Genomic DNA, 11,984 nt, shown 5'->3' with positions numbered 1-11,984 from the left:
CGCACAGTGTGGCGCGCAAATAAAAACGCGGGCCCGAGAGCCCGCGTGATTGTCGTCATACGCAATGAAGTGCAGAACTCAACACTCGACGATATTCACCGCCAACCCGCCGCGCGACGTTTCCTTGTACTTGGTCTTCATATCCGCGCCGGTTTCGCGCATGGTTTTGATCACCGAGTCGAGCGACACATAATGACTGCCATCGCCTCGCAATGCCATGCGTGCCGCATTGACCGCCTTCACCGACGCCATCGCATTGCGCTCGATACACGGAATCTGCACCATGCCGCCGACCGGATCGCACGTGAGACCGAGGTTGTGTTCCATGCCGATTTCCGCGGCGTTCTCGACCTGCCGCGGCGTGCCGCCCATGACTGCGGCGAGCGCGCCCGCCGCCATCGAACAGGCGACGCCCACTTCGCCCTGGCAGCCCACTTCGGCGCCGGAAATCGACGCGTTCAACTTGTACAGAATGCCGATCGCCGCAGCGGTCATCAGGAAGTCGATCACGCCTTGCTGATTCGAGCCCGGCATGAAGCGCGTGTAGTAATGCAGCACTGCCGGGATGATGCCGGCCGCGCCGTTGGTCGGCGCCGTGACCACGCGGCCGCCGGCGGCGTTTTCTTCGTTGACGGCGATCGCATAGAGATTGATCCAGTCGACCATCGAAAGCGGATCGCGCAGCGCCAGTTCAGGATTGCCCGACAGCGCACGATATAGCTGCGGCGCACGGCGCTTCACCTGGAAAGGGCCGGGTAGGTTGCCGTCGGCGTCCGGATTGTTGATGCCGCAACCGCGTGCGACACACGATTGCATCACGTCCCAGATTTTCAGCAGGCCGGAGCGCGTTTCTTCTTCCGTATGCCAGACGCGCTCGTTTTCCCACATCAACTGGGCGATGCTCTTGCCGGTCGATTCGCACAGCGCGAGCAACTCGTTGCCGCTGCGAAACGAGTGCGGCAATTGATCGACGGCGCTCAGCACCTTCGTGTTCGGCGCGCCCGCCGTCACCACGAAACCGCCGCCCACCGACAGATAGGTCGACTCGCGCAACGTCTCACCCTGCGCGTCGTAAGCGCGCAGCTTGAGACCGTTCGGATGCTCGGGCAGCGCCTGACGATAGAACGCAATCTGATCTTTCTGCACGAATGGCACCTCGTGCGTGCCAAGCAGTGCCAGCTTGCGGGACACACGCACGCCTTCCAGCCGCTCAGCGATCGTGTCCGGGTTCACTGTGTCGGGCGCGTCGCCCATCAGGCCCAGCATCACACCGCGATCGGTACCGTGCCCCTTGCCCGTCGCGCCGAGCGAGCCATACAGCTCCACCTTCACCGATGCGGTCGCAGCGAGCAGCCCATCGCGTTCGAGCCCTTGAGCGAACATCAGCGCCGCGCGCATCGGCCCGACCGTATGCGAGCTGGACGGACCAATGCCGATTTTGAAGAGGTCGAACACGCTGACTGCCATTTACTGCTCCCTGCTGATAGATAGTTGGTTCATCGCGCCGGCAGAGGCAGACACACGGCGAGCCAGGCAGGCGGCGTGGGTGCGAGCTGTAGCGCGATCGGCGTATAGCGCCCGTCGAGGCGCGCCGCCAGGTGAAACAGTTCCGTCGCGTTCTTCGGATCCCACTGACCCGAATAGCCGGGCAAGCCGGCCTCGCGACGTTTTGCGTCGAACGGAACGCTCGAATGCACGAACTCTTCGTGGGTCTTGTTGCCGGCCGCGTACGGCGCCAGCCAGTTGAGCGCGGCTTCCAGCGAGGCGCCATCTGCGCCTTTCTCCGGCAGCCAGTTGCGGTTATGGCGGCGCGCGGCCAGCGCAGCTGTCACGAGCGGCTGCAGATCGTAGGTGACGTAATGCAGCGCGTCGCGTTCGCTGAAATCGATAGTCGAACCATCCGGCTCGATGTTGTCGCCGATATGCTCGACGAACAAACGCTGCGCCGCGTTGATCATTTTGCGGTTATCGAGCGTGAACGCGGCCATCGCGATCAGTTTGACCCGATGGCTCTGCCAGTTGTTTCTGAACGTGCCTTTGAGCGGCCGCGGCTGCGCGTCGATCTGGCCGATGTAGCCGTTCGCGAGTTTCGTGAGAAACGCCATGGATGCATTGCGCGTTCTCACCGGCAACGCGCTCGCGGTCATGTCGTACGCGAGAATCAGTCCTTCGAAACGGGTTTCGTCGATAGGATTGAAGCTCGGTTGATACGTGGTGACCCACGCGAACAGCAAGCGGTCGACGAGCTTGAGATACCGGTCGTCGCTGGTGGCGCGCCAGGCGAGCGCGGCGTCGCGCAACAGGTCGAGATCTTTCTCCGCTTCCACGCTCTGGTCGTAAATGCCTTCGTGCGGCAGCGTGCCTTCGGTATGCAGTTTCGCCAGCGCATGCGGCTGGTCGTTCAGATGCGCCTGCACGTTGCTGACCAGTGCTTTCACGCCGGGATCGGCGTTCGTGCGTTCGCTGGTTTGCAGTGCGGGTGCCGCACAAAAATTCATCGCGGCCTGCGCTTGTCGCAGCGGCAGCAGCACGGCTGCGCCAGCCAACAGCAGTGTGCAGGCCTGTCGCCACGTCCGGGCTCGCCTTGCTTCGGTCCGGCTTTGCATCAATCGCACCTTTCGCGCCATGCGAAACTCCTCGTTAGGCTGATTCGGTGTGTGATGTTAGCCGTTTGCGGCCAGGAGTGACAGAGAACTGAGGAGAGAACCGCGCACCGCCTCACCGCCTCTTTTCGAGACAGTAGGCGATGCGCGGCGGCGATCGCGCCTACTCGTAATCGGCGATCGGCACGCAGGAGCAGAACAGATTGCGGTCGCCGTACACATTGTCCGCGCGGCCGACCGGCGGCCAGTATTTTTTCGCGATCAGCGTGGGCAGCGGATACGCCGCGGTTTCACGCGCATACGCATGCTTCCAGTCATTCGCGATGACCACTGCCGCAGTGTGCGGCGCATGCTTGAGCGGATTGTCTTCGCGGTCCGAGCGGCCTTCTTCGACTGCACGGATTTCCTCGCGGATCGCGATCATCGCTTCGATGAAACGGTCGAGCTCTTCTTTCGATTCCGATTCGGTCGGCTCGACCATCAGCGTGCCCGGCACCGGGAAGCTCATGGTCGGCGCATGGAAGCCGTAGTCGGCAAGACGCTTGGCGACGTCGTCCACGGTAATGCCGCTGGTTTCCTTGATTGGACGCAGATCGAGAATGCACTCGTGCGCGACCAGTCCGCCCGGACCCGAATACAGCACCGGATAGTGCGGCGCGAGTTTCTTCGCGACGTAGTTCGCGTTGAGGATCGCGGTTTCGGTCGCAGCGGTGAGGTTTTTCGCGCCCATCATCGCGATATACATCCACGAGATCGGCAGGATCGACGCCGAACCGTACGGTGCGCCGGACACGGCGCCAATGCCGTTCGGCGCGCGTTCATAGCCCGACGAAACCTGATTCGGCAGGAACTGCGCGAGATGCGCGCCGACCGCAACCGGACCGACGCCCGGTCCGCCGCCGCCGTGCGGAATGCAGAACGTCTTGTGCAGATTCAGGTGCGACACGTCGCCGCCGAACTGGCCCGGCGCGGTCAGGCCGACCATCGCGTTCATGTTCGCGCCGTCCACATACACCTGACCGCCGTGCGCGTGCACGATCTCGCAGATTTCGCGCACGTTCTGCTCGAACACACCGTGCGTGGACGGATACGTGATCATGATCGCCGCGAGTTTGTCGGCGTGCTGTTCGGCCTTTTTCTTCAGGTCTTCGATATCGACGTTGCCTTGCGCGTCGCACGCCACCACGACCACCTGCATGCCGGCCATGTGTGCCGACGCCGGGTTCGTGCCGTGCGCCGAAGCGGGAATCAGGCAGACATTGCGATGCGCTTCGCCGCGCGACGCGTGATACGCGTGAATGATCAACAGGCCCGCGTACTCGCCTTGCGAGCCAGCGTTCGGCTGCAGCGACACGGCTGCGTAGCCGGTGGCCGCGACCAGCATCGCTTCGAGCTGATCGATCATTTCGCGATAGCCGACGGTTTGCTCGGCCGGCGCGAACGGATGGATCTGGCCGAATTCAGGCCACGTGACCGGCAGCATTTCCGAGGTCGCGTTCAGCTTCATCGTGCACGAGCCGAGCGGGATCATCGAGCGGTCGAGCGCGAGATCCTTGTCCGACAGGCTGCGCAGATAACGCAGCATTTCCGTTTCCGAATGATGACGATTGAACACGTGGTGCGTGAGATACGCGCTGGTGCGTTCGAGCGCGGCCGGCACCGATGCAATGTTCGACGCGGACACCTTTTCGTCGAGCGTGTCGACGTGCGGGATGTCTTTGGCGCCCGCGGCTTGCGCGAACACTTCGAGCAGATCGGCCAGGTCGCGGCGCGTGGTGGTTTCGTCGACCGACAGGCCGACTTGCGTGTCGCTCACGCGGCGCAGGTTGATGCGCTTCGCAAGCGCGGCGTCGTGCAGCGCTTGCGTGTGCGTGCCGGATTCGAACGTGAGCGTGTCGAAGAAGGTTTCGTTGGCGAGCGTGTAACCGAGTTGCTTCGCGCCTTCCGCCAGCAACGCGGCGATGCGGTTCACGCGCAGCGCGATCGTCTTCAGGCCGTGCGGGCCGTGATAGACGGCGTACATGCTGGCCATGATCGCGAGCAGCGCTTGCGCGGTACATACGTTCGAGGTGGCCTTCTCGCGGCGGATATGTTGCTCGCGCGTCTGCAGCGCGAGACGCAGCGCGGGGTTGCCTTGCGCGTCGACGGTCACGCCGACGAGGCGGCCCGGCATCTGGCGCTTGAATTCGTCGCGCACGGCGAGGTAAGCCGCATGCGGGCCGCCGAAGCCGACCGGCACGCCGAAGCGCTGCGTATTGCCGACGGCCACGTCCGCGCCCCATTCGCCCGGCGGCGTGAGGACGGTCAGCGCGAGCAGGTCGGCGGCGACCACCACGTGGCCGCCCGCTGCGTGGATGGCTTCGGCCAGGGCGCGGTAGTCGCGCACGTCGCCATTCACGCCCGGGTATTGCAGCAACACGCCGAACGCGTTCGCGTTCGCCGCTTCCGCAGCCGGGCCCACTTTCACTTCGATGCCGACCGGCGTGGCGCGCGTCTTCACCACTTCGATGGTTTGCGGCAGCACGTCGTCGGCCACATAGAACACGTTCGACTTCGGCTTGCCGATGCGTTGCAGCAGCGTCATCGCCTCGGCCGCGGCCGTGGCTTCGTCGAGCAGCGACGCATTCGAGATCGCGAGACCCGTCAGGTCGACGATCATCTGCTGGAAGTTCAGCAGCGCTTCCAGACGGCCTTGCGAAATTTCCGGCTGGTACGGCGTGTACGCGGTGTACCACGCCGGATTTTCCAGCACGTTACGCAGGATCACCGTCGGCGTGTGCGCGTTGTAATAGCCCTGCCCGATGTACGAGCGGAACACCTGGTTCTTGTCCGCGAGTTCGCGCAACACGGCGAGCGCTTCGGCTTCGCTCTTCGGTTGCGCGAAGGGGCCGAGCGGCAGCGGTTCGGTGCGGCGGATCGTCTTCGGAATGACGGCGTCGATCAGCGCGGCGCGCGACGCGAAGCCGAGGGCTTCGAGCATCGCTTGCTGGTCGGCCGAATCCGGGCCGATGTGCCGTTCGGCGAAGGCGTCATGCACTTCGAGCGCGGCGAGCGAGAGAGGAGTGCGGTTCATCAGACGATCCGGGTGTTCGAGCTTCATGGGTGTTCCTGGCGGTGCGGCTGTCTCTGCGCGAGGGACGCGCCGCACCTGACGGTTTGACTTTAACGAATGGTGAATCAGGCGCCGATCGACTTGCTGTATGCGTCGGCGTCGATCAGGCGGTCCAGCGCGGCGTCCGCGGCCGGCTTGATCTTGAAGAGCCAGCTATCGTACGGCGTGCTGTTGACCAAATCAGGCGTATCGGCCACGGCGGTGTTCGCTTCGATGATTTCGCCCGAGACCGGTGCGTAGATATCTGAAGCGGCCTTGACCGATTCGATCACGGCGACGGTGTCGCCCGCGCTCACGGTCTTGCCCAGTTCCTGCACTTCGAAGAAGACGATATCGCCGAGCGCTTCCTGCGCGTGGTCGGTGATGCCGACCGTCAGCGTGCCGTCCGCTTCGGTACGGACCCACTCGTGCGATTCGGTGTATTTCAGATCGGCCGGAATGCTCATCGGATGCTCCTATGCGGTGTGATTCGGTAGTAACTAAAAGGGCCCCCAAACCTGTCGCTTCGCGCCAGGTCCCCCCGAGGGGGAACAAGAAAACTTGGGGCGGCCCGGCGTTTTCTTGTGAAGGTTTGCGCACGCGCCGGTCTGCTTAAACCGCGAGCACTTTGCCGTTGCGCACGAACGGCAGTTTTACCACGCTTGCGGGAACGTTTTTGTCACGAATCTGAACGTGAACGGTGTCGCCCGGCTGCACGCCTTTCGGCACGCGCGCAAAGGCGATCGATTCCTGCATGGTCGGGGAAAAAGTGCCGCTGGTGATTTCGCCTTCGCCCTGCGGCGTGACGACTTTCTGATGAGCACGCAGCACGCCTGCTGCCTTGCCGTTGTCCTTCAGCAGGATCAGGCCGACGAACGCGGCCTGCGAACCGTCCGCTTCCAGCTTGCTCTTGCCCACGAAGTCGCGCGGCGAGGTGAGGTCGACCGTCCAGGCGAGGCCGGCGTCGAGCGGCGAGACATTGTCGTCCATGTCCTGGCCGTACAGGTTCATGCCGGCTTCGAGGCGCAGCGTGTCGCGCGCACCGAGGCCGGCCGGGCGCACACCTTGCGCGCGTAGCGCGTTCCACAGTGCTTCGACGCGATTCGCCGGCACGATGATTTCGAAGCCGTCTTCGCCGGTGTAGCCCGTGCGCGCGACCGTCAATTCGCCGAACGGCGTGTCTGCGATACGGGCGGCGTTGAAGGGCTTCAACGCCTCGGTGGCGGCGCGCGTAGCCGGCACGGTTTGCCAGACTTTTTCGCGAGCGTTCGGGCCTTGCACGGCGACGATCGCGTAGTCGCGGCGCGGCGTGATGGTCAGGCCGAAGCCGCCTTCGGCGTTGAGCCGGCCGAACCAGGCGATGTCCTTGTCGGCGGTGCCGGCGTTGACGACCACGCGGAAGTGATCTTCGCCGAAGTAATAGACGATCAGGTCGTCGATCACGCCGCCGTTCGGGTTCAGCAGGCAGGAGTACAGCGCGCGGCCGGGCGTTTGCAGCTTGGCGACGTTATTGGCCAGCGCATATTCGAAGAAGGCGCGCACGCGCTCGCCGGTGAAATCGACGACGCACATGTGCGAGACGTCGAACATGCCGGCGTCGGTGCGCACGGCGCGGTGTTCGTCGATCTGCGAGCCGTAGTTGACGGGCATGTCCCAGCCACCGAAATCGACCATGCGGGCATTGAGCGCGCGATGGGTGGCGTTGAGCGGGGTGTGTTTGAGTTCGGTCATGGGGCCTCGGGCATCTCGCGAAACAAAAAAGGCCATGCGGCGCTACGCCTCGCGGCCTGACGGCTGCGAGCGATGCGTTGTTGCATGGCCCCTCTGTCCTCGATACCTGAGAGATTGCGTTGCCGTGCGAACGTGAATCCGCCACGGTGAAACGCGCGCCCCTTCGGTGGGCAGCCTGCCAAATCTGCTCGCACGCATACGAAACGCGCGATGCAGACGGCTACTGCCGCTCTCCAGAGTGCGAAAAACCGGTGCCTTGATGCTGCCTCAACACGGGTTTTCCGACGCGGTCGGTCCTTTTGCCTGAGAGTTTGCGGGTGTGCCCCTTCGGCGGCGCGGCCTGCGGTTTTCTGCGGCCAGCACGCTCTCCCGACGCGTGCGGCGAATGTACGCGAGGGCCGGGGGCTTGTCAAATAAAGGCCCGCGAGTGGCATGGCACCTGACGCGGCGCTTTGGCGTTCGTCAAAAAAGCGCGCATTGTGATGCCAGCTCTCTTGGTGCTCCGTAGCCCGAACGCGCGGCGATTATTCGCCGATGGCGTGTGCCGCGTTGTCCAGTTCCTGATTCAGCACGCGCTGTTCGTCGCTGGACAGGCCGCCGCCATGTTGCGCGGCCATGTCGTGCGCTTCCTGACGGATCACGTCGAGGCGATGATGCAGCGCGCCGCCTTGGGGCGGCGGGTAATAGCCCTGATTCACGCGGTTATCGATACGGCGGCCGAGATTCTCGATGCGGCCGTCGACCTGGCGCAGGCGCTGATCCGCGATCTGTTGCGGGCTGGGACGAGGGGCGGGCGCGGGTTGAGGCGTCACCACACAGGCGGCGAGGGAACTGAGCAGGGCGCACGCGGCAAGCGCGCGGATGGAACGGGGCATGAACTCTCCGGAAGTCATTGTGGTTTTGTGTTGTTACTCGGAAAGCAACGGCTGACTGCCGGAGCACGCTGACCGGGAACACGGCCTTATTTGTAACGTTATGTTCCTTTCGGGCCTGTCAGGATTGTGGCCTGTGCGGCGTGGGCGGCGAGTGCGGTTTTAGGTACACAAGCCGTGCCGACGCGCAGGCAAACGGGTCAGCGAACGCGTTCAAACGGCAGCCGGATGCCTTCTTCCGAACTGCGGGCGGCGAGTTCGATAATTGTCATTACATCGACGGCATCCTGCGCGCTGACCGGGAACTTCACGCCGTTCTGGATGGCGTCGGCCACGGCGATATAGAAGCCCGCGTAATTTCCATTACGCGTCGGCAGCTCGCGGTCCACTTCCTGATTGCCTTCCAGCACGCGCAGCACGCCTGCCGCATTGCCGGCGCCGAAGCCTTCGTCGCCGGGTCGCAGGCCGGCCTTCAACTGGTCTTCCTGCGTGTCGAGCCCATATTTCATGTAGCTGCCGCGCGTGCCGTGAATCGTGAATCGCGGCGCGACCAGAGCAGTCAACGCGCTGGCGTGCAACACGACTTCGAACTCGCCATAGCCGAGCTGGATATGCACGTAGTCCGGCGCGCTGGCCTCGTCGCGATGCGTGCGCACCGTGGCCAGCAAGCTCTGCGGCGTGCCGAACAGCGCCAACGCCTGGTCGACCAGATGCGGCCCGAGGTCCAGCAGCAAGCCGCCGCCGCGCGACGCTTCCTCGCGCCAGCGCTGCCGCACCTCCGGCCGGAAACGGTCGAAATGCGATTCGTATTGCGTGACCCGTCCCAATTCCCCGCTCGCGAGCAGATCCCGCACCGTCAGAAAATCGCCGTCCCAGCGACGGTTGTGAAACGGCATGAAGAGCTTGCCGCGGGCGAGCGCGATGTTGGCGAGCGTGCGGGCGTCGGCGGCATTCAGCGTGACCGGTTTGTCGACCACCACGTGCTTGCCCGCTTCCAGCGTGCGGCGCGCCAGTTCGAAATGCGTGTCGTTCGGCGTGGCGATCACGATGCAGTCGATTTCTTCGAGCGCCAGCAGTGCGTCGAGGTCGGCCACCACCTTCGTATGCGGATAGTCGGCGAGCGCGCGCTCGGGCTGGCTCGTGGCGATGGCCGCGACGCTCGCGCGGCCGCAGTGCGCGATTACCGGTGCGTGAAAGGTCGCGCCGGCGAAACCGTAACCCATCAATCCAATCTTCAGCGATGCGGACATGCTTGTCTTCCTGCAAAAACGGCGCGCCGCTTTGCCACCGTGGCGGCGGCGCGCAACACTGCAATTGTGGCATGTCCGGAAGGCGGACCGTCAGGGTCGTCGTGGTGCCGGTGACCGTCATGGGACGCGGCATCGGTTGCGTGCATCCGTGTTAACATCGCTCCGCTCGCGCGTTTGCGCAGCGGGCCAGAACGCCCTCCGCACCGCGCGGGGCGCCTGTTCCGGCAGCCGGCGCCGCGCAGCATGCCCCCGGCGTTTCGCGCCGCCGCGCCCTCAACCGCCGCTTTAACCGCATCACCCATCCATAGACGATGTCCGCAGGCCTGAACCCCGCTCAAAATGAAGCGGTCCGTTATCTCGACGGTCCATGTCTCGTGCTCGCCGGCGCAGGCAGCGGCAAGACGCGCGTGATCACGCAGAAAATCGCGCACCTGATCGAGGCCAAAGGCTTCGAGCCGCGCCACATCGCCGCCGTCACGTTCACGAACAAGGCCGCGTTGGAAATGCGCGAGCGCGTGGGCAAGCTGCTGGAAGGCAAGACGCTCACCACGCCCGGCAAGGAAGGCCGCAAAGTGCCCGTCAACCAGCTGACGGTCTGTACCTTCCACTCGCTCGGCGTGCAGATTCTGCGGCAGGAAGCGGAGCACGTCGGCCTGAAGCCGCAATTCTCGATCATGGATTCCGACGACTGCTTCGGCATGATCCAGGAGCAGGTCGGCTCGACGGACAAGGGCTTCATCCGCAAGATCCAGTCGATCATCTCGCTGTGGAAGAACGGCATGATCATGCCCGAGCAGGCGATTGCGATTGCGGCGAACGAGGACGAGCATCAGGCCGCGATCGTCTACCGCAATTACGTGGCGACGCTGCACGCCTATCAGGCGGTGGATTTCGACGATCTGATCCGTCTGCCCGCCGAACTCTTCGAGAAGAACGAGCAGGTGCGCGACCGCTGGCAGAACAAGCTGCGCTATCTGCTGATCGACGAGTATCAGGACACCAACGCCTGCCAGTACGAACTGGTGAAGCTGCTGGCCGGCAAGCGCGCGGCGTTCACGGCGGTGGGCGACGACGATCAGGCCATTTACGGCTGGCGCGGCGCGACGCTCGAAAACCTCGGGCAGCTCAGCAAGGACTTTCCGAAGCTGCATCTGATCAAGCTGGAGCAGAACTACCGCTCGACGGTGCGCATTCTGACCGCCGCGAATAACGTGATCGCGAACAATCCGAAGCTGTTCGAAAAGAAGCTCTGGTCCGAACACGGCATGGGCGACACGATCACCGTTACGCCCTGTAACGACGAAGAACACGAGGCCGAGTCCGTGGTGTTCCGTCTGTCGGCGCACAAGTTCGAGCGGCGCGCCAATTTTCGCGACTACGCGATCCTCTATCGCGGCAATTTCCAGGCGCGCATCTTCGAACAGGTGCTGCGGCGTGAGCGGATTCCGTACGTGCTGTCCGGTGGCCAATCGTTCTTCGACAAGGCCGAGATCAAGGACATCTGCGCCTATCTGCGCCTGATCGCCAACGCGAACGACGACCCCGCGTTCATCCGCGCGATCACCACGCCGCGCCGCGGCGTCGGCAATACGACGCTCGAGGCGCTCGGTTCGTTCGCGGGACAGGCCAAGGTGTCGCTGTTCGAGGCGGTTTACATGGGCGGCATCGAGGCGCGTCTGTCGCCGCGGCAGATCGAACCCATGCGCGTGTTCTGCGACTTCATGCAGCGCCTCACCGATCGCGCCGAGAAAGACGCCGCCGGCACGCTGCTCGACGAACTGATGGACGCCATCCACTACGAAGCCTACCTGTACGACGCGTTCGACGAACGTCAGGCGCAGTCCAAGTGGCAAAACGTGCTGGAGTTCATGGAGTGGTTGAAGCGCAAAGGCACCAAGGCTGAGCCGACGGGCGCCGCGGCCGACGAAGCCACCGGCTACGACACTGCCGACGGTCTCGGCGACACCGGCAAAAGTCTGCTGGGTCTGATCCAGACCGTCGCGCTGATGTCGATGCTCGAAGGCCGCGAGGAAGATCCCGACGCGGTGCGGCTCTCGACGGTGCACGCGTCGAAGGGGCTCGAGTATCCGCACGTGTTTCTGGTTGGCGTCGAAGAAGGCATCATGCCGCATCGCGGCGGTCCCGACGACGAGCCGATCGACGACGCGCGCATCGAAGAAGAGCGCCGCCTGATGTATGTGGCGATCACGCGTGCGCAGCGCAGTTTGCATCTGAACTGGTGCAAGAAGCGCAAGCGCGCGCGCGAAACGGTGGTGTGCGAGCCGTCGCGCTTCATTCCCGAAATGCTGCTCGACGACGCTCCGCCGCCGACGCCCGAAGAAGCGCCGATGTCGCCGAAAGACCGGCTTGCGAGTTTGAAGGCGCTGTTGCAGAAGCCGTGAGCGAGTGCTGAGGCCGCTGAGCTGCTCCGGCGAAA

8 protein-coding genes and 2 riboswitches are annotated in these 11,984 nt (G+C 64.0%); of the genes, 1 reads left to right on the top strand and 7 read right to left on the bottom strand.

The features are described from left to right. Positions 1-78 precede the first annotated feature (78 nt). The 7 genes from NE850_RS15810 to NE850_RS15780 form a co-directional block, all read right to left on the bottom strand. Positions 79-1,467, bottom strand: coding sequence for an L-serine ammonia-lyase (locus NE850_RS15810; protein ID WP_007180015.1), 1,389 nt, complete (start codon positions 1,465-1,467; stop codon positions 79-81). Between the two features lie 29 nt (positions 1,468-1,496). Continuing rightward, positions 1,497-2,627: an alginate lyase family protein gene (locus NE850_RS15805; protein WP_007180014.1), complete on the bottom strand. Its 1,131-nt coding sequence runs from the start codon at positions 2,625-2,627 to the stop codon at positions 1,497-1,499. 139 nt (positions 2,628-2,766) lie between these two features. Further along, positions 2,767-5,703: an aminomethyl-transferring glycine dehydrogenase gene (gene gcvP, locus NE850_RS15800; RefSeq protein WP_007180013.1), complete on the bottom strand. Its 2,937-nt coding sequence runs from the start codon at positions 5,701-5,703 to the stop codon at positions 2,767-2,769. A 77-nt stretch (positions 5,704-5,780) separates the two neighbouring features. Next, positions 5,781-6,161 carry a glycine cleavage system protein GcvH gene (gene gcvH, locus NE850_RS15795; protein WP_007180012.1) on the bottom strand — a complete coding sequence of 127 codons (381 nt, stop codon included), beginning with the start codon at positions 6,159-6,161 and terminating at the stop codon, positions 5,781-5,783. A gap of 145 nt (positions 6,162-6,306) precedes the next feature. Next, entirely contained in the window at positions 6,307-7,425 is a 1,119-nt protein-coding gene (gene gcvT, locus NE850_RS15790) for a glycine cleavage system aminomethyltransferase GcvT (RefSeq protein WP_007180011.1), read from the bottom strand. A gap of 83 nt (positions 7,426-7,508) precedes the next feature. Continuing rightward, positions 7,509-7,672: riboswitch (glycine riboswitch) on the bottom strand. A gap of 33 nt (positions 7,673-7,705) precedes the next feature. After that, positions 7,706-7,807: riboswitch (glycine riboswitch) on the bottom strand. Positions 7,808-7,949: 142 nt separating this feature from the next. Further along, the gene (locus tag NE850_RS15785) at positions 7,950-8,300 is read right to left on the bottom strand and encodes a hypothetical protein (protein WP_007180010.1); all 351 of its coding nucleotides are present in this window, start codon (positions 8,298-8,300) and stop codon (positions 7,950-7,952) included. Between the two features lie 197 nt (positions 8,301-8,497). Then, positions 8,498-9,547, bottom strand: coding sequence for an oxidoreductase (locus NE850_RS15780; RefSeq protein ID WP_007180009.1), 1,050 nt, complete (start codon positions 9,545-9,547; stop codon positions 8,498-8,500). Positions 9,548-9,858: 311 nt separating this feature from the next. Here NE850_RS15780 and NE850_RS15775 point away from each other — a divergent pair, with 311 nt between their 5' ends. After that, positions 9,859-11,949 carry a UvrD-helicase domain-containing protein gene (locus NE850_RS15775; RefSeq protein ID WP_007180008.1) on the top strand — a complete coding sequence of 697 codons (2,091 nt, stop codon included), beginning with the start codon at positions 9,859-9,861 and terminating at the stop codon, positions 11,947-11,949. Positions 11,950-11,984 lie beyond the last annotated feature (35 nt).

Origin of the sequence: Paraburkholderia sp. USG1, from assembly GCF_031570135.1 — a bacterium.
GTDB classification, from domain to species: domain Bacteria; phylum Pseudomonadota; class Gammaproteobacteria; order Burkholderiales; family Burkholderiaceae; genus Paraburkholderia; species Paraburkholderia dioscoreae.
Note: the sequence above shows the minus strand (reverse complement) of the source record. Positions and strands in the feature narration are given on the sequence as shown.

What these genes read in the sequence shown, in the direction of transcription:
- NE850_RS15775 (WP_007180008.1), top strand. Translation starts at nt 9,859, where the DNA reads ATGTCCGCAGGCCTGAACCCCGCTCAAAATGAAGCGGTCCGTTATCTC.
- NE850_RS15785 (WP_007180010.1), bottom strand. Translation starts at nt 8,300, where the DNA reads ATGCCCCGTTCCATCCGCGCGCTTGCCGCGTGCGCCCTGCTCAGTTCC.
- NE850_RS15805 (WP_007180014.1), bottom strand. Translation starts at nt 2,627, where the DNA reads ATGGCGCGAAAGGTGCGATTGATGCAAAGCCGGACCGAAGCAAGGCGA.
- NE850_RS15780 (WP_007180009.1), bottom strand. Translation starts at nt 9,547, where the DNA reads ATGTCCGCATCGCTGAAGATTGGATTGATGGGTTACGGTTTCGCCGGC.
- gcvP (WP_007180013.1), bottom strand. Translation starts at nt 5,703, where the DNA reads ATGAAGCTCGAACACCCGGATCGTCTGATGAACCGCACTCCTCTCTCG.
- gcvH (WP_007180012.1), bottom strand. Translation starts at nt 6,161, where the DNA reads ATGAGCATTCCGGCCGATCTGAAATACACCGAATCGCACGAGTGGGTC.
- NE850_RS15810 (WP_007180015.1), bottom strand. Translation starts at nt 1,467, where the DNA reads ATGGCAGTCAGCGTGTTCGACCTCTTCAAAATCGGCATTGGTCCGTCC.
- gcvT (WP_007180011.1), bottom strand. Translation starts at nt 7,425, where the DNA reads ATGACCGAACTCAAACACACCCCGCTCAACGCCACCCATCGCGCGCTC.